At 35.2% G+C, this 26,689-nt stretch carries 26 protein-coding genes; 16 read left to right on the top strand and 10 right to left on the bottom strand.

From position 1 onward, the window contains the following. The first annotated feature begins 47 nt into the window (after window positions 1-47). From IV494_RS01755 to infC, 11 genes are all read left to right on the top strand, one after another. Entirely contained in the window at window positions 48-1,187 is a 1,140-nt protein-coding gene (locus tag IV494_RS01755) for an acyl-CoA dehydrogenase family protein (RefSeq protein WP_196078453.1), read from the top strand. Window positions 1,188-1,356: 169 nt separating this feature from the next. Next, the gene (locus IV494_RS01750; protein WP_196078452.1) at window positions 1,357-1,725 is read left to right on the top strand and encodes a hypothetical protein; all 369 of its coding nucleotides are present in this window, start codon (window positions 1,357-1,359) and stop codon (window positions 1,723-1,725) included. Between the two features lie 166 nt (window positions 1,726-1,891). Continuing rightward, the gene (locus IV494_RS01745) at window positions 1,892-2,359 is read left to right on the top strand and encodes a pyrophosphohydrolase domain-containing protein (RefSeq protein WP_196078451.1); all 468 of its coding nucleotides are present in this window, start codon (window positions 1,892-1,894) and stop codon (window positions 2,357-2,359) included. A 30-nt stretch (window positions 2,360-2,389) separates the two neighbouring features. Continuing rightward, window positions 2,390-2,950 (top strand): TlpA family protein disulfide reductase, encoded by a 561-nt coding sequence (locus IV494_RS01740; RefSeq protein ID WP_196078450.1) that lies wholly within the window; start codon window positions 2,390-2,392, stop codon window positions 2,948-2,950. A 1-nt stretch (window position 2,951) separates the two neighbouring features. Next, complete coding sequence (locus IV494_RS01735; protein WP_196078449.1) at window positions 2,952-3,563, top strand: DUF4230 domain-containing protein; 612 nt, start codon at window positions 2,952-2,954, stop codon at window positions 3,561-3,563. A gap of 222 nt (window positions 3,564-3,785) precedes the next feature. Beyond that, complete coding sequence (locus tag IV494_RS01730; RefSeq protein WP_196078448.1) at window positions 3,786-4,139, top strand: hypothetical protein; 354 nt, start codon at window positions 3,786-3,788, stop codon at window positions 4,137-4,139. Between the two features lie 208 nt (window positions 4,140-4,347). Next, window positions 4,348-7,101, top strand: coding sequence for a M4 family metallopeptidase (locus IV494_RS01725; protein ID WP_196078447.1), 2,754 nt, complete (start codon window positions 4,348-4,350; stop codon window positions 7,099-7,101). Window positions 7,102-7,272: 171 nt separating this feature from the next. After that, window positions 7,273-7,464, top strand: a complete 192-nt coding sequence (locus IV494_RS01720) for a hypothetical protein (RefSeq protein ID WP_196078446.1) — start codon at window positions 7,273-7,275, stop codon at window positions 7,462-7,464. Between the two features lie 189 nt (window positions 7,465-7,653). Then, window positions 7,654-8,184: a hypothetical protein gene (locus tag IV494_RS01715; protein WP_196078445.1), complete on the top strand. Its 531-nt coding sequence runs from the start codon at window positions 7,654-7,656 to the stop codon at window positions 8,182-8,184. A 308-nt stretch (window positions 8,185-8,492) separates the two neighbouring features. After that, on the top strand, window positions 8,493-10,418 hold the full coding sequence (thrS, locus tag IV494_RS01710) for a threonine--tRNA ligase (protein ID WP_196078444.1): 1,926 nt from the start codon (window positions 8,493-8,495) through the stop codon (window positions 10,416-10,418). Window positions 10,419-10,501: 83 nt separating this feature from the next. Further along, complete coding sequence (gene infC / locus IV494_RS01705) at window positions 10,502-11,008, top strand: translation initiation factor IF-3 (protein WP_196078443.1); 507 nt, start codon at window positions 10,502-10,504, stop codon at window positions 11,006-11,008. Window positions 11,009-11,162: 154 nt separating this feature from the next. Here infC and IV494_RS01700 read toward each other — a convergent pair whose 3' ends face one another. Both IV494_RS01700 and IV494_RS01695 read right to left on the bottom strand, forming a co-directional pair. Beyond that, entirely contained in the window at window positions 11,163-12,785 is a 1,623-nt protein-coding gene (locus tag IV494_RS01700; protein WP_196078442.1) for an amidase, read from the bottom strand. Window positions 12,786-12,843: 58 nt separating this feature from the next. Beyond that, window positions 12,844-13,635, bottom strand: a complete 792-nt coding sequence (locus IV494_RS01695) for a DUF4393 domain-containing protein (RefSeq protein ID WP_196078441.1) — start codon at window positions 13,633-13,635, stop codon at window positions 12,844-12,846. 413 nt (window positions 13,636-14,048) lie between these two features. Here IV494_RS01695 and rpmI point away from each other — a divergent pair, with 413 nt between their 5' ends. From rpmI to IV494_RS01680, 3 genes are all read left to right on the top strand, one after another. Further along, entirely contained in the window at window positions 14,049-14,246 is a 198-nt protein-coding gene (rpmI, locus tag IV494_RS01690; protein ID WP_012782450.1) for a 50S ribosomal protein L35, read from the top strand. Window positions 14,247-14,363: 117 nt separating this feature from the next. Continuing rightward, complete coding sequence (rplT, locus tag IV494_RS01685) at window positions 14,364-14,708, top strand: 50S ribosomal protein L20 (protein ID WP_196078440.1); 345 nt, start codon at window positions 14,364-14,366, stop codon at window positions 14,706-14,708. A 517-nt stretch (window positions 14,709-15,225) separates the two neighbouring features. After that, window positions 15,226-16,488 (top strand): M28 family peptidase, encoded by a 1,263-nt coding sequence (locus IV494_RS01680; RefSeq protein ID WP_196078439.1) that lies wholly within the window; start codon window positions 15,226-15,228, stop codon window positions 16,486-16,488. Window positions 16,489-16,540: 52 nt separating this feature from the next. Here IV494_RS01680 and hisIE read toward each other — a convergent pair whose 3' ends face one another. The 8 genes from hisIE to hisG are packed head-to-tail and all read right to left on the bottom strand — an operon-like array spanning window position 16,541 to window position 23,539. Continuing rightward, complete coding sequence (gene hisIE, locus IV494_RS01675) at window positions 16,541-17,161, bottom strand: bifunctional phosphoribosyl-AMP cyclohydrolase/phosphoribosyl-ATP diphosphatase HisIE (RefSeq protein ID WP_196078438.1); 621 nt, start codon at window positions 17,159-17,161, stop codon at window positions 16,541-16,543. A gap of 57 nt (window positions 17,162-17,218) precedes the next feature. Further along, window positions 17,219-17,971, bottom strand: coding sequence for an imidazole glycerol phosphate synthase subunit HisF (hisF, locus tag IV494_RS01670; RefSeq protein ID WP_196078437.1), 753 nt, complete (start codon window positions 17,969-17,971; stop codon window positions 17,219-17,221). A gap of 1 nt (window position 17,972) precedes the next feature. Further along, window positions 17,973-18,686, bottom strand: coding sequence for a 1-(5-phosphoribosyl)-5-[(5-phosphoribosylamino)methylideneamino]imidazole-4-carboxamide isomerase (hisA, locus tag IV494_RS01665; protein ID WP_196078436.1), 714 nt, complete (start codon window positions 18,684-18,686; stop codon window positions 17,973-17,975). 2 nt (window positions 18,687-18,688) lie between these two features. Beyond that, on the bottom strand, window positions 18,689-19,267 hold the full coding sequence (gene hisH / locus IV494_RS01660) for an imidazole glycerol phosphate synthase subunit HisH (RefSeq protein WP_196078435.1): 579 nt from the start codon (window positions 19,265-19,267) through the stop codon (window positions 18,689-18,691). Continuing rightward, the gene (gene hisB, locus IV494_RS01655) at window positions 19,264-20,358 is read right to left on the bottom strand and encodes a bifunctional histidinol-phosphatase/imidazoleglycerol-phosphate dehydratase HisB (protein ID WP_196078434.1); all 1,095 of its coding nucleotides are present in this window, start codon (window positions 20,356-20,358) and stop codon (window positions 19,264-19,266) included. Before hisB ends, hisH begins: the two co-directional genes overlap by 4 nt. A gap of 2 nt (window positions 20,359-20,360) precedes the next feature. Further along, window positions 20,361-21,386 (bottom strand): histidinol-phosphate transaminase, encoded by a 1,026-nt coding sequence (hisC, locus tag IV494_RS01650; RefSeq protein ID WP_196078433.1) that lies wholly within the window; start codon window positions 21,384-21,386, stop codon window positions 20,361-20,363. Then, the gene (hisD, locus tag IV494_RS01645; RefSeq protein WP_196078432.1) at window positions 21,376-22,671 is read right to left on the bottom strand and encodes a histidinol dehydrogenase; all 1,296 of its coding nucleotides are present in this window, start codon (window positions 22,669-22,671) and stop codon (window positions 21,376-21,378) included. The genes hisC and hisD overlap by 11 nt, the downstream gene beginning before the upstream one ends. A gap of 10 nt (window positions 22,672-22,681) precedes the next feature. After that, window positions 22,682-23,539 carry an ATP phosphoribosyltransferase gene (gene hisG / locus IV494_RS01640; protein WP_196078431.1) on the bottom strand — a complete coding sequence of 286 codons (858 nt, stop codon included), beginning with the start codon at window positions 23,537-23,539 and terminating at the stop codon, window positions 22,682-22,684. Window positions 23,540-24,063: 524 nt separating this feature from the next. Between hisG and IV494_RS01635 the strand changes: the two genes are divergently transcribed. Both IV494_RS01635 and IV494_RS01630 read left to right on the top strand, forming a co-directional pair. Next, window positions 24,064-25,446 carry an RCC1 domain-containing protein gene (locus tag IV494_RS01635; protein WP_196078430.1) on the top strand — a complete coding sequence of 461 codons (1,383 nt, stop codon included), beginning with the start codon at window positions 24,064-24,066 and terminating at the stop codon, window positions 25,444-25,446. A 12-nt stretch (window positions 25,447-25,458) separates the two neighbouring features. Continuing rightward, the gene (locus IV494_RS01630; RefSeq protein WP_196078429.1) at window positions 25,459-26,658 is read left to right on the top strand and encodes an OmpA family protein; all 1,200 of its coding nucleotides are present in this window, start codon (window positions 25,459-25,461) and stop codon (window positions 26,656-26,658) included. Window positions 26,659-26,689 lie beyond the last annotated feature (31 nt).

Below are 26,689 nucleotides of genomic sequence, written 5' to 3'. Positions count from 1 at the left end.
TTTTCAGACTTGAGCATTTTAATTATCTTTGAAAACAAATATTTGATATGAATAGTGATACTTTACACAACATTAATATGATCGCAGAAACTGCGAGAGACTTCGCAGAAAAAAAGATCAGACCGAACATTATGGATTGGGACGAAAGCCAGACTTTCCCCGTAGAATTGTTCCACGAATTAGGAGATATGGGTTTTATGGGAATTGTAATTCCCGAAGAATATGGTGGTTCCGGATTAGGTTATCATGAATACGTAACGATTTTAGATGAGATCTCACAGGTTGATCCTTCTATCGGATTGTCTGTTGCAGCACATAATTCACTTTGCACAAATCATATTTACGAATTTGGAAGTGAAGAACAAAGACACCGCTGGTTGCCACAATTAGCTTCCGGAAAAGTAATCGGAGCATGGGGTTTAACTGAACATAACACAGGATCTGATTCTGGTGGCATGAGTACAACTGCTGTGAAAGATGGCGATGACTGGATCATCAATGGTGCTAAAAACTTTATAACCCACGCTATTTCCGGTGACATAGCAGTCGTTATGACCAGAACTGGAGAAAAAGGAGCAAAAAATAATTCTACAGCTTTTGTTATAGAAAAAGGAACACCTGGTTTTACCTCTGGAAAAAAAGAAAATAAATTAGGAATGCGTGCTTCCGAAACTGCAGAATTGATCTTTGATAATGTAAGAGTTTCAGATGCAAACCGTTTAGGAGAAGTTGGTTCAGGTTTTAAACAAGCCATGAAAATTTTAGATGGTGGTCGTATTTCTATCGCTGCCTTAAGTTTAGGAACAGCAAGAGGAGCTTACAAAGCAGCTTTAAAATATTCACTGGAAAGACATCAGTTCGGTAAAGCGATCAATCAATTCCAGGCGATCAATTTTATGCTGGCAGATATGGCAACAGAAATTGATGCTGCTGAACTTTTAATTCAACGTGCTTCCAATTTGAAAAATGCAAAACAACCGATGACTAAGGAAGGCGCAATGGCCAAACTATACGCTTCTGAAGCTTGTGTAAGAATTGCAAACAACGCTGTTCAGGTTTTTGGCGGTTATGGTTACACGAAAGATTTCCCGGCTGAGAAATTCTACAGAGATTCAAAATTATGTACGATTGGCGAAGGAACTTCTGAAATCCAGAGACTGGTTATTGGAAGAGAAATTTCAAAATAGCAACTGCAATTTTATGATATACAAAGCATCTTTTTTAAGGTGCTTTTTTTTGTGTTCAAATTTTTATTAATTTTATAATAACAAAAACTACACAAATGACAACTGAAAACAAAACCGAGAAAACATCGATTGCGGTCACGATTACCGCAATTGCGACCTTAATGACTGCATGAGGAGGATTAATTTATGCACTGAATCACCATCGCCAAATTCATTACACGACAACAACAATCCTTTACATCTTGTAGAAAATATTGAAAAAATATACCACGGAAAGGTAGGGAAATTAGAAGCTACGTTTAAATTATCTTTTAACAGTAAATCTACAGCCGTCAAAGGAACATACTCCTATGATAAAAAACAGGACCAGTTATATGAACTTTCCGGGATCGCGATGAATAATGATCTGCACCTGAACGAATTGACAAAAGGGAATATTTCGGCAAACTGTGTTTTAAAAAAACGAGATGACGGATGCTTCAGCGGGAAAATGTTCAATAATGATGGCAGAGTTTTACAGATGAATATTTGTGAATAAATAGAAATTTGAAGTTCTTGGGTTCCTGCCTGAAAGATTTTAAGTGATCTTCGTGATTAAAAATTTAAAAAAAATCTGCCATGAATAGTGCTTAAATAAACATTGTTTTCTTGAGCCATTTCAATTTATTAAACTGAATGTTTATCTTTGTTCAAATTAAAATTTAATGGAAAAAATAGACGCGCTGAATCAGGTTGCAGAATTTCACAAAACCTTTAATGCTCCGATTTTAGAAAAACCTCAAATTCCGTCCAAAGAAAGATGCGAATTGAGAGTTTCCCTTTTACAGGAAGAATTAAATGAATTGAAAGAAGCCATTGCCGATAATGATCTGGTAGAAATTGCCGATGCTTTGTGCGATCTTCAGTATGTTTTAAGTGGCGCAGTTCTAGAATTTGGTCTAGGCGAAAAATTTCCAGCACTTTTTAATGAAGTTCAGCGATCTAATATGTCGAAAGCTTGCTCCAGTCAAAAGGAAGCAGATGAAACCATCGAATTTTATAAAGAAAAGGGAGAAGATGCTTTTTCGGAGAAATCTGGTGAAAAGATTAATGTTCACCGTAAAACGGATCACAAGGTTTTAAAAAACAAATACTACTCTCCTGCCGATTTAAAAACGATTTTAGAAAATTAAATTTTTTAATTATAATTTTATTCCAACTCAATGAAAAAGATATCTCAGGCTCTACTTGCTGCAACAACTTTATTTTTAACCCTTCAATCCTGTAATACTCAAAAAATGGTCGTTAACAGAGAAGTTCAAACTACAAATGACGGAAAAATGCTTTTAGGACATCAAACCAAAAATCAATTGCTGAAAGAACCATACAGTGAATGGTACGTTAAAGAACATGATGACTATGCGATCGATCAAAATGCAATTGCAGACTTGAAAAAAGCAAAAATAAACACGTATAACATCACTTTGGTCATGGGAACCTGGTGTGAAGACAGCCATCGCGAAGTTCCGAGATTATTTAAAATTTTGGAAGCCGTAAATTATCCAGAGAACAAAGTGGATATTATTGCAGTAAACCGTAAAAAAGAAGCTCCCGGTGGTGAAGAAGGTCCTTACAACATTCAGAAAGTTCCCACCGTAATCGTTCAAAAATATGGCAAAGAAATTGGCCGGATTATTGAAAGTCCTCAATCAGGTTATCTCGAGAGAGACTTGGTTGAAATTCTGAAAAAAGATGATACCTCATTTAAAGATCTACTTAAATAAATTGAAAACAAACAAAATAGTTATAGCGTTCGTTTTAGGAGCTGCGGCAATGCTTCTTCTGTTTTTAATCTGGAATGCGATCACCAAAAAATCCGAAGACAAAGTTCAAAACGATTATTACATTATCACCAATCAAATCACGAAAATGAATAAACTGGTGGTTATGGAGCAGGATTTTTCGAGCATGCAGAAAACCAAAATTTCTTCGGAGCTTTTAGGAGGAATGTTGCCAAAAATTGAAAAAGAACTCATCACCTTTACAAAGACCAATGCTCAGGTTTCGTACGATCTCACCAAAATGAAACTCGAGGTCGATTCGATCAACAAAAAATTGATCATCAAAGAATTGCCAAATGCAGATGTAAGAATTACGCCCAGTGTAGAAATTCAGTCCCTCGATGATTCTTTCTTCAACCGTTTTGATGAAAAGGATTTTCAAAAAATTACGAAATCGGCAAAGGACAATGCGTATAAAAGTGTGAATCAAAATCGACTTCGCGCGGAAGGCAGAAAACAGCTTTTAGAAAATCTCGACAATATTTTTGTTTTAGCCAAAGCGTTAAATTATAAGATTGAAGATAAAACCGGTCAAATTGATGTTTCCAAACTTTAATAAAGAAGCAATAAATTTCAAACAGGAATTAAGAGAGAAGTAAAATTCTTAAACTTAAGCTGTGTTATAAAAAGCAATGATGCAATCATAAAAGCGAAAATTAATTTTTTCGCTTTTTTTAATGTTAAAGAATTGCTAAAGTCGAAAAATAGTCATCGAATGTCATAAAATTTGCATACACTATGTAGAGCATATTATTTTATTAACTTCAAACATTTAGCCATGACTTACAATATTATCGGAATTTTTCCAACGATCGATGAGGCAATTTCGGCAGCAAACCGACTGAAAAAAGCAGGTTTTATAAAACAGTTCCCCGGTTTTACAAGAAATACAAAGTTTCAACCAGAATCTTTAGTCGAAGATCACTTTTTAGATGAAAATGAAATTACTGTTTATACACCAAACCTGAATCGCGCGCATAAAGCAAAAAATATTTTGCTGAAATTTGGTGCTGACATCAAAAAAGCAACAGGGATCTCCTATAAAAAAGATCAAGGAGCTAAATCATCTATATCATCATTGATTATCTTTCAAAAAAAAGTAAATTTGAATGAAAAAGTAATTAAAAATTAAATCCTTTCCTGCTCTATATTGCAAATTTTCTTAATATTTAATTTCCTTTCCTTATTTAAAGAAAGGAAATTTTTTTGTGATAATAATTTTTAAATTCTGTCTCCGCGCTCCAATTATATAAAAACCAAACTTCGCTGAAATTTAATAGCAATTTTTTAATGGGACATTAAAATAATTATTAATTTTACACCACATTAAACCAATAGTTATGAAAAAACAATTACTCACGCTCGGTATCTTGGGAATGCTCCTTAGTTTTACTGATTCAATTTCTGCTCAAGATCTTGTTAAGCAAAGAATAACCAATGCAAATGGCGGTGTAAGTCTGGTCGTTTTCAATGATAATTCGAACCTGAATGAAAGTTCTGTAAAAACAATTTTTCAAGATATTTTGAAATTGCGTCCTACAGAAGAATTGCGACTTTTAAAATCTGAGAAAGATTTTACGGGAAAATTTACTGATGCTAAATACCAATTGTATCAAAACAACATCAAGGTAGAGGGCGGAATTTACTTTATGCATTATCAAAATGGAAAACTCATCAGTATGAATGGTGAAATTTTTCAGGATGACAAAACTTCGTCAACACCTGTTCTATCTTCAAATGCAGCTTTTCAACAAGCCGTTAAAAGTGTTGGTGCTGAAAAATACATGTGGGAAGATGCTGCATATATTGCAGAAAACACCTACAAAAAACCCACCGGTGAATTGGTTTACATGCCGGTTTCTCAAGGTGCTGATAAATACAGTTTAGTATTAGCTTATAAATTCGATATTTATGCGGCGCAACCTTTGAGTAGAGATTATATTTTCGTGGATGCAACTGAGGGAAGAATTATTGCAGTTGATCCGATTCTGAAACATGCTCAAAAGAAACAGAGCAATGATGAAAATTTACCAATTTCGGTCGCACCATTTGCAGAAACAAGTAAAAATTTCCCGACTTTAGTTCTGGGCACTGCGGATACGAGATACAGCGGTACCCAAAATATACAAACCACAATGGTATCTGCAGTTAAGTATACCTTGAACGATACAACGAGAGGCGGTGGTGTTCGAACTTATAACTTGAAAAAAAGTACAACACTTTCGGCTGCAGTTGATTTCGAAGATAATGACAATAACTGGACTGCGGCAGAATTTGACAATGCTACTTTTGACAATGCTGCTTTAGATGCACATTTGGGAGTAGAAAATACGTACGATTATTTCTTCACCACTTTTGGTAGAAATAGTTATGACGGATCGGGAACACTTTTAAGAAGTTACGTGCATTACGGCAATGCGTACGAAAATGCAGGTTGGACAGGTTCTGAAATGATTTACGGTGATGGAGCCTCGACTTTTAAACCTCTTACCGCATATGATGTTACTGCACATGAATTAGGTCATGGCGTTTGCTCAAGTTCAGCGGCTTTGATTTACAACAGAGAATCTGGAGCTATGAATGAAGGTTTGTCTGATATTTGGGCAGCTGCAGCGGAATTTAAATACGCACCAACTAAACAAACCTGGTTGATCGGCGAGGATATTACGAAAGTTTCTCCTTTCTACCTTCGTTCGATGAGTAATCCGAAATCCGGTCTTTCTCCACAACCAGATACTTATCACGGTATCAACTGGAAACCTGCAACGATTGAAGAAGGTTGTGCAGCGCCTAATTCCAATACAAACGATAATTGTGGTGTGCACTACAACAGCGGAGTTTTAAACCATTGGTTCTATATTCTTTCTGTCGGAAAAGCGGGTACAAATGACATCGGAAGCATTTATAATGTGACAGGGATCACCATTGCAAAAGCGGAAAAAATTGTTTACCGTTTGGAAACTACTTATTTAACTCCTTCTTCCAACTACAGAAATGCCAGAGATTTTGGTATTCAGGCAGCAAAAGATTTGTATGGAGTTGGTTCACCGGAAGCTATTGCAACACAGGATGCATTTTACGCAGTTGGGATTGGACCGAAATATTTAGCAATTCCAGATACTACAGCTCCTACAGCTCCTACAAGTTTAGCAGCATCAAATACGACAGGAGTACAGACCAAATTAACCTGGAACGCATCTACTGATACAAATGGAATAGACCGCTATGTCATTTACAAAGATGGCACCGAAACAGCAACTGTTGCGGGGAATGTAACAACTTCCATCGTTACTGGTCTCTCAACCAATACGACCTATAGTTTTTATATAAAAGCAGTTGATCCTTATGATAATGTTTCCGCGGCAAGTAACACCGTTTCAGTTACCACATTAAATACTCCGGCATATTGTGTGGCTTCATCAAGCAGTACAACAGACGAGAGAATCAAACGGGTACAAATCGGAACGATCGACAATCCAAGTACAAGTCTCGCAGGTTATGAAGATTTCTCATACCTTACTACAGATGTAACGAAAGAATCCAGTTATCCGATTACAATTACCCCGGAATGGACTTCTACCGTTTACAGTGAAGCGTATGCTGTATTTGTAGATTGGAATAATGACGGTGATTTCTTAGATGCAGGCGAAACCGCATTTACGAAAGCGGCCTCTACAGTTACCCCAGTGGTGGGAAATATTACGGTTCCTCCGACGTACACTTATACAGGACCGGTTCGTATGAGAGTGATCATGAGATTTAGTACTACTCCAACGACCGCTTGTGGAACAATTCCTTATGGTCAAATTGAAGATTACACTTTAAATGTTAAAGACAAAATTTTAGCAGCTTCAAATGTAAATAATACTACTACAGCAATTTATCCAAATCCTGTAAAAGATGTTATCAATATTCAAAGCAAAGTGAGCGGAGAGTTTTCTTACAAGATATTTAATACAGCAGGACAGATCGTGAACAACGGTACTTCTGCAGATAAAAAAGTGAATGTTCAGAAACTTACTGTTGGAACGTACATCATCGAGCTTACCGACAAAACCGGTAGTAAAATCACCAATAAATTTATCAAAAAATAAATTTAAGAATTTTATTCAGCCGCCTCAGAGTTTTCTTTGAGGCGGCTTTTTTTTGATAGATCTTCTCCATTTCAAAAAGTTTAACTTTAAAATATTAAAAGAGAAATCAAATTGCTGAACTATTTGGCAACACTTTTGAACATTAAATATTTAACATCTAAAAACAATATCATGAACGACAAAAAGAACATCAAAAAAAGCAATGAATCCGAAGTTCAAAAACAAAATGAAGATTTTCCTAATATGCCGATATCCTCAGAAAAAGTAGATTCTGGCGAGAAAATGAAAAAGCAGATCAAGAAAACATCGAAACTGCACGAAGACGGCAAAACCGACAATACAGAAACGAACAGCGAAAATTAATTTTTCGCTTTTTTTATGGGTTGTAATCAAGTTTTAATATTTTCTTAAAACTGAATTTGCAGTAAAAACATTCATTATTTGATGTGTTAAAAAATTCGTAAATTTTATGCACCACATCTCTTTTGTCACAGTTTTTGATATTATGTTAAATACCAAATCACAATTCATTAACATTAAAACTTCAAAATTATGGCTTACACGATCGTGGGAATGTTCCCAACTACCGAGGATGCAGACAAAGCATCAAATAAATTAGACAGCGCCGGTTTCGCAAAAGAAGACTATAAAGTTTCGCACTACGCGACCACCGGAAATTACGATAAATCATCCAGCAATTACCATTACAAAGAGGACGAAAAAACTTCCGGCTTCTGGAACTGGCTTTTTGGTGATGACGAACATGAAAAGAATAAATACAGTTATGCAGGAACCAAAAGTAATCTGGTAACCGTTTATACAGATGATATGGATCGCGCAGAAAAAGCAAGAGACATTATGAATGATCAGGGTGCGATCAATGTAAATGACTTCACAAAGGAACGGTATCCAAATACGGAAAACACCGCTAAACACGATGATTTAAGTGAAGCGCAACGAGCCAGAATTATCAGCAAGGCAAAAAACAATCTCTATATGACTGATGATAAAAGATTTTATGATGCAACAAGCGACGGTATGGAATCAGACATGGATCCGGACGGAAGCAGAAATACTTTCTAAAAACATTTTTCATATTAATACAATCGGTTTCAATTTTTGAGATCGATTTTTCTTTAGAAGCCCGAAGATCTTTTTGAATCTCCAATATTCTAACCGCTTTCACTACTCGCTTCCCGATAAATCGGGAGAGCTCAAACACGCCGTTCAATCGGTGCTAAAACTTCATTTCTATTTTCTAATCAGGGATGCAGCACATTAATTCTAAAAAATTTTAGGAAAATAAAAGTAAAATCTTATAAAAACCTCAAAACTAAAAGACCCTTTCGCAGAAAAACCGTATTTTTGCCACTTAAAATTTCTCGTTCAAAATGATAAAAATTACTCTTCCCGATGGGAGCATCAAAGAATTTGAAAGCGCAGTAACTCCGCTTGACGTCGCAAAATCAATCAGTGAAGGTTTAGCCAGAAATGTTATTTCTGCTTTGGTAAACGGAACACAGGTTGAAAATACCACGCAGATGACGACAGATTCTACGGTTCAGCTGCTCACCTGGAATGACGATTTGGGCAAGAAAGCATTTTGGCATTCTTCCGCTCACCTTTTGGCGCAAGCGATCATGGAATTTTATCCGGAAGCTAAATTAACGATCGGACCTGCAATTGAGCAAGGTTTCTATTATGATGTTGATTTTGGTGATGAGGTTTTATCAGAGAAAGATTTTGAGAAGATCGAAAAGAAAATGTTGGAGAATGCCAAGAAAAACGCAACCTTCAGTATTTATCCGGTTTCAAAAGCCGACGCATTAAAAGAATATGCAGACAATCCTTATAAAACAGAATTGATCACCAACTTAAATGATGGTGAAATTACTTTCTGTACGCACGAAAACTTCACTGACTTATGTCGTGGCGGTCACATTCCTGCAACAGGAATTGTAAAAGCCGTAAAAATATTAAACGCAGCCGGCGCGTACTGGAGAGGTGATGAGAAAAACAAACAGCTCACAAGAGTTTATGCGATCTCTTTCCCGAAACAAAAAGACTTAACAGAATATCTGGAACTTTTAGAGGAAGCAAAAAGACGTGATCACCGAAAACTCGGTAGAGAATTAGGGATTTATGCTTTCTCTGAAAAAGTGGGTGCAGGATTACCGTTATGGTTACCAAAAGGAACGGCTTTAAGAAAAAAATTAGAAGAATTTCTTTCCGCAGCACAGAAAAAATCAGGCTATGAATTCGTGATGACGCCACATATTGGGTCCAAAGAATTGTACGTCACTTCCGGTCACTGGGATAAATATGGCGCAGACAGTTTTCAACCCATCAAAACTCCAAACGAAGGTGAAGAGTTTATGTTGAAACCGATGAACTGTCCACACCACTGTGAAATTTACAAAGTTGGTCAATGGTCTTACCGTGATCTGCCAAAACGTTTTGCAGAATTCGGGACCGTTTATAGATACGAACAATCAGGTGAATTACATGGTTTAACCAGAGTTCGTGGATTTACTCAAGATGATGCACACATTTTCTGTACACCAGATCAGTTAATGTCAGAATTTGAAAATGTAATTGACTTAACATTATATGTTTTCAAATCTTTAGGTTTTGAAGATTTTGTTACGCAGGTTTCTTTAAGAGATCCAGAAAACAAAGAAAAATACATCGGCAGCGACGAAAACTGGAAAAAAGCAGAAGATGCAATCGTTCAGGCAGCCATTAAAAAAGGATTAAACTATGTTGTAGAATATGGCGAAGCTGCATTTTACGGACCGAAACTCGATTTCATGGTTAAAGATGCATTGGGTAGAAAATGGCAGCTAGGAACGATCCAGGTTGATTACAACTTACCCGAAAGATTTGATCTTTGGTATACCGGAAGCGATGGTGAAAAACACAGACCGGTCATGATTCACAGAGCGCCGTTTGGCTCTATGGAAAGGTTTATAGCGATCTTACTGGAAAATACAGCGGGAGATTTCCCATTGTGGCTGGCTCCGGATCAATTCACAATTTTGCCGATCAGCGAAAAATATTTGGATTATGCAAAAAAAGTTTCACAATTGCTGGAAAATCACGATATTTGCGGAATAGTTGACGAAAGAAACGAAAAAACAGGTAGAAAAATTCGCGATGCGGAAATGAACAAACTACCATTTATGCTCATAGTCGGGGAAAACGAAGAATTGAATGGCACTATTTCTGTAAGAAGAAGAGGCGAAGGCGATTTGGGCGAAATGAGCGTAGAAGACTTCATCACTTACTTCAAAAAAGAAGCAAAAATTAGCAATTAGAATTTAAACAATTAAAATAAGACACCATAGCACAGAAATTTAACTACAGAGGTAGAGGTCCACAAAGACGAGTTCAGGAAGATTTGCACCAGATCAATCAAAAGATCCGTGCAAGAGAAGTTCGTTTGGTAGGTGATAACGTGGAACCCGGCGTTTATCCTCTAGAAAAAGCATTGGAAATAGCTAGAGATCTGGAATTAGATTTAGTGGTTATTTCAGATAAAGCAGAACCTTTTATTTCCAGAATTCTGGATTATAAAAAGTTTCTTTACGAGCAAAAGAAAAAGACAAAAGAGCTAAAAGCGAAACAGGTTAAAGTTGTCGTAAAAGAGATCAGATTCGGTCCTCAAACCGATGAGCATGATTACGACTTCAAGAAAAAACACGCTGAAAAATTTTTAGAAGAAGGTTCAAAATTGAAGACCTATGTTTTCTTTAAAGGACGTTCAATCATATTCAAAGATCAGGGAGAAATCCTTCTTCTTAAATTAGCACAGGAATTAGAGCACGTCGGAAAAGTTGATCAATTGCCTAAATTAGAGGGTAAAAGAATGATCATGATGATGAGCCCGAAAAAACCGGCTAAATAATTTGAAAATTTAGTGATGTGACTATTTGATAATTACAATCGCTTTAAAATTATAATATTAAAGAGACTCTTTTGGAGTCTCTTTTTTATGTACTGGTTGTCAAAAATATTTCATTAAACGCCTTAAAGGCTTTAACTTTAATTTAAATAAATCATTAAGCCAAAAACGACTTTTTAAATTCCGGTTTCACTCTGTGTTTCGTGGCTTGTTCAAATGCGTAAGCTAAAGAAATAATTTCACCTTCGCGATAAGCACCGCTAAAAAAAGACAATCCAACTGGAAGATCGTAAACTTTCCCACACGGCACAGAAATGTGCGGATAACCACTCATTGCAGCCGGCGCCGTGAGAGAAACTTCGCCCCATTTGTCGCCATATATTACATCGATACTGCACGCTGGTCCAATTGTCAAACCAGTGAGTGCATCGAGATTATTTTTTTTCATAACACTGTCAATAATTTTCTGAGATCCGTTATGACTATTTTTTAATGCTTTAATATAAACAGGATCATTTAAATCTTTTTTGGCTTCACTTTCTTCCAGGAGTTCCTGCTTAAAAGTCGGCATCGCTGCATCTTCATTTTCTTTATTGAATTTTATGACTGCTGCCAAAGTTTTCATTTTAGCATTCGTATTTGAAAGATAATTATTTACGCCACTTTTAAACTCATACTTCAACACTTCTAATTCATCATTTGCCAACTTATTGATGCTGTCTAAATAATCGAGTTCTATAATGGTGGCTCCTTGCTTTTTTAAAACCTCCAAAGCTTTTTCCTGTAATTCATTGAGGAATTGATTGGTATATTTTTTCTTTTCTACGCCGATCCTTTTTCCATTTAAACCATCCTTATTTAAAAATTTGGTGTAACTGGTGTTTTTGCCATGGCTTTCTTTAGTTACACCGTCTGCGCTGTCGACGCCTGCCAAAACTTCTAAAAGTATGGCTGCATCGGTAACCGTTCTCGTCAAAGGTCCTGCTGTATCCTGCGTTCTTGAAATTGGGATTATTCCGGAACGACTCACCAAACCAACCGTGGGTTTTATACCAACTGCGCCATTGATCGAAGCCGGACAAGTTACCGAACCGTCCGTTTCTGTCCCCACCGCAATCGCACATAAATTTGCAGAAACCGCTGAGCCAGAACCTGCACTGGAACCACATGGAGAATGATCTAAAATATAAGGATTTTTGGTTTGTAAACCACGGCTACTCCAACCAGAAGAGGAATTAGTGGAGCGAAAATTAGCCCATTCACTCAAATTGGTTTTTCCTAAAATTACGGCACCCGCATTTCTGAGTTGTGTCACAATAAAGGCATCTTTTTTTGCGATATGTCCGACCAAAGCAAGTGCTCCGGCTGTCGTCATCATTTGATCTGCGGTGTCGATATTGTCTTTTATAACTACCGGAATTCCGTGTAAAGGACCTCTGACTTTGCCTTCTTTTCTTTCCTGGTCCATGGCTTTTGCAATACTTAAAGCGTCTGGATTAACTTCTATCATTGAGTTAAGCTTCGGACCATTTTTATCAATGGTTTCAATTCGACCCAGATAAAGTTGGGTAATTTGTGCCGAAGTATAAGTTCTTTTCTCCATTTTATCCTGAAGTTCTGAAACCGTCATTTCATCTAATTCAAAATTATTGTCGGATTCTTCAGCAGTATTTTCTGGTTTGGAATCTATTTTATTTTCGGCAAATGAGTTTGCGGCAAGTAGTGTTGGAATACCGATTGCAGCTAAAGCTGTGTTCTTTAAAAAATCGCTTCTTTTCATGATTGTTTGGGATCTAAAATGGGTGAAATATTATAACTTGCGCAGAAAAGTGTATTTATTATTTACAAGCTGATTTAAATTGTCTGCCATATTCATTTACATACAACATACTTTCAATGCTTACAATTTCTAATTCCAAATCTTTATTCTTACTTATAAATATATTTAAAGTATCAGTTAAGTATGTATTATTTTTCAGAATTTCATAGCCACCTTGTTCAAGTTGTTGGTTACGCATAAGTTCGATTAGTCCAAACTTACTTAACCTAACCATACTTGCAGAAATATCAAATTCATTATATCCTTCTAATTTCCAACCAATATACCAATCAGGAAAAGCGCTTCCAATAAAATTACTTTCATTTTTTATCTGAATAAAAGGATTAACAATTAATTGATAGCCAAAATTTTGAGATATTTTCTCGAATACTTTGGCATCTAACGTATTCATCTGCTTTATTATTTCTACAAATGATGGATGAACAATCTTGTCTTTATCTTTATCCATCGCATTTGCTAAAAGATTAATGTACATTTCCCTTAAACTTTCATTTTGTGCAGTATAAGTTAAGGCTTGAATAAGCGGAACAGCAATTTCTGGGTCGGGTGATTTTCTATTTTCTTCGGGAATTCTATCTATTCTCTTTTTTACTTCAATTTCTACATATTCTTCTATTTTTTCCCAACCCCACAACAAGCCTCTCAAAGGCGCGAGCAAAGATTTTACAGTTCTCCCTGCTACAGTACCAATTTCTTGCAAAGCAGGCCTCGCTAAATCTTTGTAAATTTCAGGTGCCAAAGCTTTTGCTTCGCTAATAATTTCTTTCGAGCTTTCAGGATCAATTACCATAATCGATTTAAAACAGTTGTTAGTATTGCCTAGTCACTTGTAAAAATACAAAAAATCTTCTTTTTTAAATTATTTAAATTGAATATTCTATTGTTATACATTAATCGAAACGTAAATGACTTTCGCGTGAGGGATAGAAACGGTTACCCCGGAACAAGCAGATGGGAAAGTTTTGGCGTGAGGAGTATGAGTGTATAGCCCGACCTGAAGAAGTGAATGGTTGCGCGAGCGAAGCGAGCGCAATAATGAACGACTGAAGGGCACGCCCAAATTCTGAAAATAATAAAGGAGAATGTCTTTTTTAATTGGGTGAGAATTCGTACTTTTGCAGTCTGAAAAATGTGCAGAATACCGCGAGGTCCTCACTTACACAGAGAAACGACATTGATAACAAATAGATAAAATTAAGCAAAATGCCAAAATTAAAAACTAAATCAGGTGCTAAGAAGCGTTTTAAGCTGACCGGAACCGGAAAGATTAAAAGAAAAGGTGCTTTTAAAAGCCACATCTTGACCAAAAAAGAAACGAAGCAAAAGAGAAATCTTACGCAGACTTCTTATGTTGCAGAAGTGGACAAAAAGAGCGTTTTACGTCAATTAGCTTTAAGATAGTTTTTATAAATCAACCGGTTTATAAGAATTAACAAATTCAGAAAATTTAACCCTGAAACGGTGCAAAAAAGTGTAATGAAATAAATTACCGCCCTTTTCAAAAAAACAAATTTAATTATGCCAAGATCAGTAAATGCAGTAGCCTCTAGAGCTAGAAGAAAAAAAGTTATGAAACTGGCTAAAGGTTTTTTCGGTAGAAGAAAAAACGTTTGGACTGTTGCTAAAAATGCGGTACAAAAAGCAATGCAATATGCTTACCGTGGTAGAAAAGAGAAAAAGAGAAGTTTCAGAAGCTTGTGGATCATGCGTATTAACGCAGGGGCTAGAGAACACGGAATGTCTTACTCCCAGTTTATGGGCGCTCTAAAAACGAACAACATCGAATTGAACAGAAAAGTTTTAGCTGATTTAGCAATGAATCACCCTGAATCTTTCAAAGCGATCGTAGATTCATTAAAATAAATGTAGAATTTTTGTTATCAATTATAAATCTCATACCATTTGGTGTGGGATTTTTTTTATTTGATATCTATTCGAAATTTTATATAATGTTAAAAATTCCCATTAAAACAGAGAAATACCAATTGCTCTATTATAACAGTTGGTTAAGTTTTGTTTAATAAATCTCTAAATACCAATTAGAATATCGCGTAGATTGTTATTATAACAGCGACAATAGTATTAGGTTCCCTTTAAAAACGCTCAACCGCAAATGGAAATTCTTTGCTTGGTTTAGTACATTTTGATTTCCATATGACAGACTAAATTTCTGTACGTAGTTTTTAAATGTAGCAAAGCGCGGGAAGTATTATGCTTTTTTCAATAGCTAACAATAGTATTGTTATTTGTCTACAGAACGTCTGTAAAGGACTGTAAATTCATCAAAATAAATCAAAAGTTTTAGTTATGAAATGAAAAACCCTAAACGTTTGTTTAGGATTTTTATCTATATTTGGGAAAAATAAAAACGTTACTAAAAATGAATAAATTTCTATTAATTTCAGGTGTTGTTCTGAGTTCAGTTCTTCATGGGCAAGCAGTATCTTCTTATCAAGATCGAGTGAACCTAATAAAACAGGATAGTATTATAAAATTTAATACCGAACTTGTAAATATCGGAGTTAAAAAAAGTGGATCTACCCAAAATGCAAATGCTTTAGCTTATTTAACAAAAAAGTATAAAGATTTTGGATATACTGCAAGTCAAATTACAAATGATACCTACAAAGTATTTACTACGGGAGATTCTAAAAGCATAATTGTTACAAAAACAGGTACAACTTATCCCAATGAGTATGTTATTATCTGTGGCCATTATGATACTTTCAGTACGACTGGAAGTAACATTAGCGTTGGTGCAAATGACAACGAATCTGGAGTTTCTGCGATTTTAGAAATCGCTAGAATTTTGAAGGATGTCCCAACTGAATATTCTATCAAATTTATAAATTTCTCTGGAGAGGAGCAAGGATTATATGGCAGCAAAAGTTATGTTTCACAAGTCGTAAATGCTACTAATCCCAAAATGAAAATTAGGCTGGTTTTCAATCTAGATCAGGTTGGAGGAATGGCAAATAAGGTTAATAATACCGTTACTTGCGAAGCAGATAGATTTGTTGACGAATTGGGAACTGTTCACACAGCAGGGACAAAAACGACAAATGATGCAGCGAGTTTAGCATTTACAAATAGTTTAGTTCAGTATGTAGGATATTATTCTTCATTAACTGGAGCTTTAAACTACGCTTATAGTTCAGACTATATTCCTTTCGAAAATAATGGTGAAATTATTACTGGTTTTTATGAAAGACCAACATCTAGTGCTACAATAAATACCAATTACAATAATAATAATGTAGTTTCTAATACTTATTATCACAATAATACCGATACTATCGCTAATTTATCATATCCATATCTTTTTCAAATTACTAAATCAGCACTCGGCGCTATGCAGCACTTCTCCGTGGCCAGTATTAGTGGTACTTTACATTCGGTTGATACAACAATTGATGTAAATGAGTTTTTTATCCATCCCAACCCAGCAAAAGATTTTATTAACTTATTGTTAGATTCAAAAGTTAAGAATTATGGTTTTGAAATTTCAGATATGAGCGGTCAGCTGATTTCTAAAACAAAAAATAAAGAAAGAATTTCAGTTTCATCTTTAAAACCTGGGGTTTATATTGGAACCTTAGATTTTAATAATAAAAAAACATCTAAGAAGTTTATAGTAAGATAAATTAAAAGTTAAAGAAAATTTAAATCCTAAAGTATAAACTTTAGGATTTTTTTTATTTCCGGCTCCTTTCCATCAATACTTCTTCGATTTCTTCAAATGAAAACGATTTCGCTTTGAGTAAAATTAAGAAGTGATAGAGCAAATCTGCGGCTTCATTTTTAAATAATTCAGCATTATCGTCCTTTGCTTCTATAACTAATTCCACAGCTTCCTCTCCTACTTTCTGCGCCATTTTATTGATGCCTCTTTTATACAAATCATACGTGTAGGATTTTTCAACTTTTTGATCAATTCGCTCTGAAATGGTTTCTTCTAATTCATATAAAAAACCTTTTGAATTTTTCTCTTCAAAACAACTGAAACTTCCAGTGTGACAAACATTTCCGGCAGGTTTTGCCTGAATTAAAAGCGCATCAGAATCACAATCTTCTTTAATGCTTTTTACGTATAGGTAATTTTCAGAGGTTTCTCCTTTGAGCCAAATTCTATTTTTGGTCCGGCTGAAAAAATGAACTCGTCCGTCTTTTTGAGTTAATTCTAAGGCTTCTTCATTCATGTAACCCAACATTAAAACTTGTTGTGTTCGGTCATTCTGGATAATTACAGGAACTAAACCGTTTCCTTTTTCAAAATCTAAGTTCATATGTGATTTTTTATTGTTTTTAAATGTCATATGCAATCGCCTTAAACAGTATTCGTATTTATTTGTAACTGGTTCCTGGCGATTTCATCATCTTATGGATATTTTGTTTTGTTTTAAATTGTCTTTTAAGTCGGAGATTTTTATTTCATTAAAGTGAAAGATACTCGCCGCCAAAGCGCCGGTTACTTTCGTTTTGGTAAAGACTTCTGTAAAATCTTCCATCTTTCCAGCACCGCCAGACGCGATAATTGGAAGGTGACACACTTCTGAAACGTTCTGCAGCATTCGGATATCAAACCCATTTTTCGTTCCGTCAAAATCCATGGAAGTCAGCAGAATTTCTCCGGCTCCTAAATCTGCGACGGTTTTTACCCAGTCTAAAGTTTTCAATTCGGTTTTAATTTTTCCGCCGTTGATGAAAACATAATCTTCACCGTCAATTTGCTTTGTATCAATCGCAACCACAACACATTGATTTCCGAATTGTTGGGCGATTTCCCGAACTAATTCCGGACGTCGAACTGCAGCAGAATTGATGGAAACTTTGTCGGCTCCTGCTTTTAGTAAGGCTTCAACATCTTGAACGGAAGAGATTCCACCACCAATCGTAAAAGGAATATTGATTTCTAAACTTAGTTTTTCTACCAATTCTATTAAAGTTTTTCGTCCTTCTAAAGTTGCCGTAATATCCAGGAAAACCAATTCATCAGCGCCATCTTTGACATACTTTTTTGCGAGTTCAACTGGATCTCCGGCAATACGTAAATCTTCAAACTGAATTCCTTTTACCGTTTTTCCATCTTTAATGTCCAAACACGGAACGATTCTTTTTTTTAACATTTTATAAAAATTTCTGAAGTTCTTTATAAGTAATTTTCCCTTCGTATAAAGCCTTTCCGATGATGGCGCCGGAACAGCCTTGTTCTTTTAAATCCTCTAAATCTTTCATGGAGGAAATTCCGCCGCTTGCGATTAAGGATACTTTGCACTGGTCTAAAATTTCTTTATACAACTCGAAAGAAGGTCCTTCCAACATTCCATCTTTAGAAATATCGGTGCAAATCACATCCTTAATTCCTTTTTTTTGGTACGATTGAATAAAGTCAATTACATCCAAATTTGAATTTTCTAACCAACCTGAAGTTTTTACTTTTCGGTCTAAACAATCCGCGCCTAAAATTAATTTCTCTGCGCCAAATTCATGGATCCATTCTTCACACATTTCTGGATTTTCGACGGCAATACTTCCTATAGTCACTTGATTTGCTCCTGCATTAAAAGCACTTTCCAAACTTTCCCGTGTTTTTATTCCGCCTCCGAAATCAATAATCAAATTTATTTTAGAAGCTAGAATTTCTAGCGTTTTTAAATTTTTAATCGTTTTCGCTTTTGCACCATCCAAATCTACCAAATGCAAATATTGGATTCCGTTGTCTTCATATTCTTTGGCAATATCGAGTGGGTTTTCGTGGTAGACTTTTTTCGTATCGTAATCTCCTTTTGAAAGTCGAACACATTTCCCGTCGATAATATCTATGGCTGGAATTATTTTCATTATTAAATTTTTAAAAAGTTTTCTAGAATTTTGGAGCCAACATTGCCAGATTTCTCCGGGTGAAACTGTGTTCCGTAAAAATTATCTTTTTGTAAAGTCGCACTGAAAGGCATTATATAATCACATTCTGAAGTCGTGTTTTCTCCTACTTCACAATAATAACTGTGGACGAAATAGAAATTTTCATCTTCAGAAATCCCTTCGAAAAGTGGACCATCCATCTTCTGCAAATTATTCCAACCCATGTGCGGAACAATATCTGTGGAGGGGAATTGTTTTACTTTCAAGTCGAATATTCCAAGACATTTGGTATTTCCTTCTTCTGAAAAATCACACAATAATTGTTGTCCTAAACAAATTCCTAAAAAAGGTTGTTTTAAAGTTGGAATTAATTCATCCAATTTTAAAGATTTCAAATAATTCATTGCGGTTGAAGCTTCACCAACTCCGGGAAAAATCACTTTTTCAGCATTTTTAATTTCTTCCGAATTTGAAGTAATCAAAGTTTCGTAACCCAACTTTCTCACAGCATTTTCAACTGATTTTACATTTCCGGCAACGTAATCGATAATGGCTATCATAATATTCCTTTGGTACTTGGTATGGAGAAATTATTGTCGTCTCGCTTCACTGCATCCCGTAAAACTTTCGCAAACGCTTTAAAGATCGATTCAATTTTGTGGTGTTCATTATCGCCTTCACATTGAATATTGAGATTGCATTTTCCGGTATCTGTAAATGATTTAAAAAAGTGATAAAATAGTTCAGTTGGGACATCTCCAATTTTTTCTCTTTTAAAATCAACATTCCAAACCAACCAGTTTCGTCCACCGAAATCTAATGCGACTTGCGCCAGACAATCGTCCATGGGTAATGCAAAAGCATAACGTTCAATTCCTTTTTTCGATCCTAAAGCTTGCTCAAAACATGTTCCCAAAACCAAAGCAGTATCTTCAATTGTGTGGTGCTCATCAACTTCTAAATCGCCATTGACCAAAACTTCTAAATCGAAATTCCCGTGTTTTGAAATCTGTTCGAGCATGTGATCGAAAAACGCCAAACCAGTGTTGATATTTGATTTTCCGCTTCCGTCAAGATTCAATTCAATAGATATTTCAGTTTCTTTGGTTTTTCGATTGACCTTTGATTTGCGCGGAATTTGTTTTAAATATTGATAGATTTCATCCCAGTTTTTCGTTGTTAAAGTTGCTGCCTCAAAATTTTCATCAGAAATAAAAATTGATTGCGTTCCTAAATTTTTTGCCAGCTCAACATCTGTTTTTCGATCACCGATAACAAAGGAGTTTTTCAGATCGTAATTTCCATAAATGTATTTTTGAAGCAAACCAGTTCGTGGTTTTCTGTTGGGCGAATTTTCTGATTCAAAACTATTATCAACTAAAATATCTGAAAAGTTGATATTTTCATTGGCTAATGTTTTCAGCATTTTTTCCTGCGGAATTCTGAAATCTTCGTGCGGAAAAGAATCCGTACCCAAACCATCCTGATTCGTGACCATGACCAATTCGTAATCCAGTTCCTTTACGATCTTGGCTAAATTCTGAATCACTTTTGGATAGAATTCTAATTTTTCTAAAGAATCTACTTGTAAATCTGTCGGCGGTTCAATAATTATAGTTCCGTCGCGGTCGATGAATAATACTTTTTTCATGATTACTTTATTTCTGATAATACTTTTAATAGTTCTGAATTTTCTTGAGCAGTTCCGACACTTATTCGAAGGCAGTTTTTTAAATTGGGATGTCTTAAACTTGTCAAAATATTTTTGCCTAACAATTTCTGATATATTAATTGTGCATCTTTAAATTCAATGAGGAAAAAATTAGCATCGGAAGGATATATTTTTACGACCTCATTAATTTGATCTAAACCTTCTTTTAATTTTTTCTTTTCTTCCAAAATAAATTTTATATTATTTTGAATTTGTTCGATATTATTAAATTGTTCCAAAGCCAATTTTTGACTTTCCGAACTGATATTGTAAGGAGGTTTTAGTTGTATGAACAAACTCGCAATTTCTGCTGAGGCAAAGCCAACTCCAATTCGTAAACCTGCCATTCCAAAAGCCTTTGATAAAGTCTTTAGAACCATTAAGTTTGGATATTTATTCAATAATTTGACCGCAGAATCTTCTGGAGAAAACTCAATATACGCCTCATCAACGACTACAATTCCTTTAAAATTCTGAATATAAAATTCTAAGTCATCAATAGAATTTCCTGTTGGATTATTTGGCGAACAGAGAAATAAAACTTTAGCTTGACTTTTCGAAATTGTATCTAAAAACTGCTCTTTCTCCAATTGAAAATCAGAATTCAGTTGTAATTTTTCAACCTTAACATTATTCATTTTTGCATAAATTTCGTACATCACAAAACTCGGATTCATAATCATAATCGAATCTTTCGCTGGTTCGCAGAAAATCCGCATGGTCAAATCGATCAATTCATCGCTGCCATTTCCTAAGAATAAATTCTCGGTTTTTGCTTGATTAATTTCAGCCAGTATCTTTTTTAACTGAATCGGATCACCATCTGGATACCGGTTAAATTGACCGAACGGATTTTCATTCGCATCCAAATAAACCGCTTGTTTATTGATGTAAGAATCGCGCAAAGTTTGGTAAGATTTCACTCCAGCCAAATGCGGACGAATCATTTTATTTAAATTAAATTCCATTTTGTAAAGATTTTAAGCGCAGTGAAACAGCATTTTTGTGAGCGTTCAAACCTTCCGCCTCTGCCATCAATTCGATGGTTTTTCCAATGTTTTGCAGTCCCGTTTTTGTAATTTCCTGAATGGTAATTTTCTTCACAAAACTGTCGAGCGAAACGCCACTATAATTTTTAGCAAAACCGTTTGTTGGCAAAGTGTGATTGGTCCCGCTCGCATAATCTCCGGCTGATTCCGGCGTGTATTTTCCGAGAAAAATAGAACCTGCGTTCGAGATTTTAAGAATATAATTCCTCGGATTTTCCACCGATAAAATTAAATGTTCAGGCGCATAATAATCGCTCATTTCAATTGCTTCTTCAATCGATTTCAATAAAATAAAACGGCTGTTCTCTAAAGCAGATTTTGCAATTTCGTTTCTTGGAAGTTCTGCTAACTGTTTTTCAATTTCCTTTAAAGTTTCATTAAAAATAATTTCATCTGTAGAAATAAAAATGACTTGAGAATCGGTCCCGTGTTCTGCCTGAGATAATAAATCTGCGGCACAAAATTCAGGATTTGCAGTTTCATCGGCAATGACCAAAACTTCGCTTGGACCAGCTGGTAAATCGATGGCCACATTATATTCCATCGCCAATTGTTTCGCTTGCGTCACATATTGATTTCCGGGACCGAAAATTTTATCAACTTTGGGAATGCTTTCTGTTCCAAAAGTTAAAGCTGCAATGGCTTGAGCACCGCCAACTTTAAAAATTTTTGTAATTCCACATAATTGCGCGGTGTATAAAATTGCGGGATTAATCGAACCATCTTTTTGTGGCGGTGTACAAAGAATCACTTCTTTACAACCTGCAATTTGAGCGGGAACAGCCAACATTAAGACCGTTGAAAAAAGTGGCGCTGTTCCGCCTGGAATATATAATCCAACTTTTTCAATCGCTCGGGATTCGCGCCAACAAACAACTCCTTCGGTCGTTTCAATTTCTTCGGTATTTCCTTTTTGAGCAACGTGAAATTTATAGATGTTTTCTTTAGCCTGATTGATGGCGGTTTTTAATTGACCTGAAACCTCGTTGATTGCAAATTCAATTTCTTTTTCAGAAATCAATAAGTTTTCAATATTGACTTGATCAAATTTTTCAGAGAATTCTTTTAAAGCAGCATCTCCTTCATTTTGTACTTTCAAAAAGATTTGCTGAACGGTATTTCTCAAATCCTTTTTCTCCAAAGCTGGTCTTTCTAACAAACTTTCCCAAGAGTTTCGTTCTGGATGTTTAATTATATTTTTCATTTTCCTTAAATTACATTACCATTTTTTCAATTGGAATAACCAAAATTCCTTCGGCCCCAAACTTTTTCAACTCATCGATAATTCTCCAGAATTCATTTTCCCGAACAACCGAATGAATACTACTCCATCCAGATTCTGCTAAAGGTAAAACCGTTGGAGATTTCATGCCTGGCAAAATTTCAATTATTTTTTCGATGGAATCGTTCGGAGCGTTTAACAAAATGTATTTGTTCTCCCGGGAATTGATAACGGCTTGAATTCGGAACAAAAATGATTCTAATATGATGGATACATCATCTGCAATATTTTTATTGGAAATAATAACCGCTTCACTTTTTAATACTTCTTCTACTTCTTTCAAACCATTGTGCAAAAGCGTACTTCCGGAACTCACCAAATCGGCGACGGTATCTGCTAAACCAATACTTGGCGCAATTTCCACGCTGCCGGAAATCTCTACAATTTCTGTATTGATATTTTTACTTTCAAAATAATTTTTTACAATGGCAGGATAAGAAGTGGCTATTTTTTTTCCTTCGAAAAAGTTTAAACCAGAGTATTCTTGCTCTTTCGGAATTGCCAAAGATAATCTGCAGCTGGCGAAACCTAATTTGCGTACCAGATCTACGTTCTTATTCTGCTCCAAAACTTCGTTTTCTCCAATAATTCCAATATCTACAATTCCTTGCTCTACATATTTTGGGATATCATCGTCGCGAAGAAAGAGAATTTCTAAAGGAAAGTTGGTGGCTGAATTTTTCAGTTTGCTTTTAAAATCAGGAATTTTAATTCCACATTCTTTTAAAAGTTCCAGGGACTTTTCGCTTAAACGTCCGCTTTTCTGTATTGCAATTTTTAACTTGTTCATGTTTCAATTTTAAGATTGGGTCTGAACAAATGATTTGATGCATAATACAAAAAAAAACCGTCTCTGTTCAGACGGTTTTTATTATTTGTAGTCACTTTGGACCATATTAAATCAACTCGTCTTTAGATGAGATGATGATGATGGAATAAAGCGATTGTATTTTTCATGTTATAATAACTCTGCAAATATATCTAATAATTTTTTTACTACGCAAATATATTCTTTCATTTTCTCATAAGTCATTGAAAAATAGCGCCATTATTTTAATTTAATTATACAATTTTTTTAAAATAGTAACATTTTAAATTTAAGTTTTAAAAAATGTTTTAGTTCAACTCGCAAAAATTTCAAACTTTATGCTACTATTTTTTCTTTAAAAATGACAGATATCTACTATTTTCTAATTCTTTTTTTTTATTGATTTTTACGTTAAAACTAATAACCACGAAAACTACCAGTTAATTTAATCATCTTTTCCTTCTATGGAAATACAGCTTAACTGGTTTTTTTTAAAAATGAAAACCATGAAAACAATCTCTATATTCTTTCTGTCTTTATTTTTTGTTCTTCAAATTAACGCGCAGTGTTATACAAAAATATCCGCGGGATTTGGTCATGTCCTCGCAATAAAATCAAATGGTACATTGTGGGGTTGGGGAAATAATGGATATTCCCAATTAGGCGATGGAACAACTGTAAGTAAAAGTTTACCAGTTCAAATTGGAACAGCAACTAATTGGGCAAAAGTTGAAGCAGGCGATATTCACTCATTTGGAATTAAAACTGATGGCACACTATGGGCATGGGGAAATAACACGTTCTTCCAGTTGGGAAATAATTCTAATGTATCAAGCAATGTTCCTGTTCAGATCGGAACCGCAACAAATTGGGATAGCGTTTCGGCAGGAGGAATTCACACTTTAGCTTTGAAAACTGATGGTACTTTATGGGTTTGGGGTGACAATGCGCAAGGTCAATTAGGCGACGGAACAACTGTCGCAAAGAAAGCGCCTACAAAACTGGGAACAGATACTGACTGGCTTTCGATTTCCGCCGGTTATGTTCATTCACTCGGATTGAAATTAGATGGAACGCTCAGAGCTTGGGGGAAAAATGATCAGGGACAATTAGGAGACGGAACTCTGATCATCAGGTATTTACCAGTTTTAATTCCGTCCGCAGTTCCTTTTCAAAAAATAAAAGCCAGTAGACTTCATACACTTGCAATTAAAGGTGATGGTTCACTCTGGGCATGGGGAAATAACGATTTCGGTCAGCTAGGCGATAATACTATTATTTACAAAACCAGCCCTACAAAAATCGGTACAGATACAAACTGGTTCTCAATTTCGGGAGCAGGTTTTCACTCCGCTGCATTAAAAGGTACGGGAACGATCTGGACTTGGGGACAAAATACTTACGGACAATTAGGAGATAATACTTTGATCAATAAAAAAGTTCCTACACAAATTGGAACCTCGGACAGCTGGACGAATCTTTTTGCAGGTGGGTATTATTCTTTAGGACAATCAGTTGGGTCTATTGTTTTTAATTATATAAGTACCTGGGGAAAAAATGAGTACGGACAACTTGGCGACGGCACTTTGATCAATAAATCAATTCCTACTGTAGTAAATACCTGCAATGTTTTAGTTTTAAATGTTGAAGATAGTAGAGATAACAATTTTACTATTTATCCGAATCCCGCACAGTCAAAACTTATGATTCAAAATAATAGTAATGTTAAAATAAAGAAAGTTAATATTACCGACGCAAGTGGTAAAATAGTAATGGAAGAAAAAGAACAAATTAACTCGATCAACGTTCAAAATCTTCCTGTGGGAATTTATTATCTAGAAATTTTGACGGATGGAAAAACTGTTCAGAAAAAATTCATCAAAAAATAAAATAGTCTCGTCATGAAGATATTAATAACAACACTTTTCGTTTTTCTTTTTACTTTTTCTTACTCTCAGATCACTAACAACCTCGGTAAAAAGGCCCAGAATTCTACAGAAAAAGCTTTTGAGAAAAAAGTGTACAATAGAACAAACGAAAAACCAGATTCCTCCGAAGACTCCAGGTCAGGTGGAAAATCCTCAGCACAAAATTCAGATTTTATATCGGGCACAAAAGTATTGTTTGAAGAAAATTTCAGGAATGATGCAGAAGGCGATTTTCCAGTTGAATGGTTCACGAACAGCAGTGGAGAAATTAAAACCATTAATAATAAAAAATGGCTGCAGCTTTCTGATAAAGGAAGTTTTACACCAATTAAATTAACGCAGCTTCCGGAAAATTTCACCTTCGAATTTGATGTTACTACCACTGATAATTATAATTTCTATTCCACTCCACTGCAAGTTGTTTTTACGGAGAAAAAAACCAAGATCGATCAAATTTGGAACACCACACTGAAGCGCAAAGAAGCAGTTATTTTTAATATTCATCCAGCAAGTTCCTTGTCCGGAAGCGGCCGAAGCGAAGTTTTTGTAATTGCAGACAAGAAAGAATTTATCAAAAATAAAGTTGATGTTCCGGTTTTTAGCAAAAACAATAAAACAGTTCACGTGCAGGTTTGGCGACAAAAATCGCGCTTCAGAATGTATGTTGATGGTAAGAAATTTTGGGATCTGCCCTCCGCGTTTGGCGACGTGAATTACAATCAGGTAATTTTCTTCATTGGAACTTATAAGAATTCTAATGATAAACTGTTCATTTCTAATATTAAACTGGCAGAAGCAGGAGAAGATCTTCGGCATCAACTTTTGGAAAACGGAAGTTTTAGCACGACTGATATATTATTTGACACCAACAAAACAATCATTAAACCCTCAAGTTTTAAAATTTTAGACGAACTGGGAAATGTTTTAAGAGAAAATCCAAAGGTGAACATAAGTATAACCGGTCATACCGATAATGTGGGGAAAGATGCTGATAATCAAAAACTTTCGGAAAACCGTTCAAAAGCAGTTGCAGATTATTTTAAAACTAAATTCAAAATTTCGGCATCAATATTAGAAACTTTTGGCAAAGGAGCATCTGAACCTTTAAACGAAAATTCTTCTGAAAAAGATAAAATGCAAAATCGAAGGGTTGAATTTAAGGTGATAAAATGAGTACAAAATTATATTGAAAGTCTATTTGGGA

Origin of the sequence: Kaistella gelatinilytica (assembly GCF_015679325.1) — a bacterium.
In the GTDB taxonomy this organism is placed as follows: domain Bacteria; phylum Bacteroidota; class Bacteroidia; order Flavobacteriales; family Weeksellaceae; genus Kaistella; species Kaistella gelatinilytica.
This window is presented reverse-complemented; position numbering and strand designations above follow the sequence as displayed.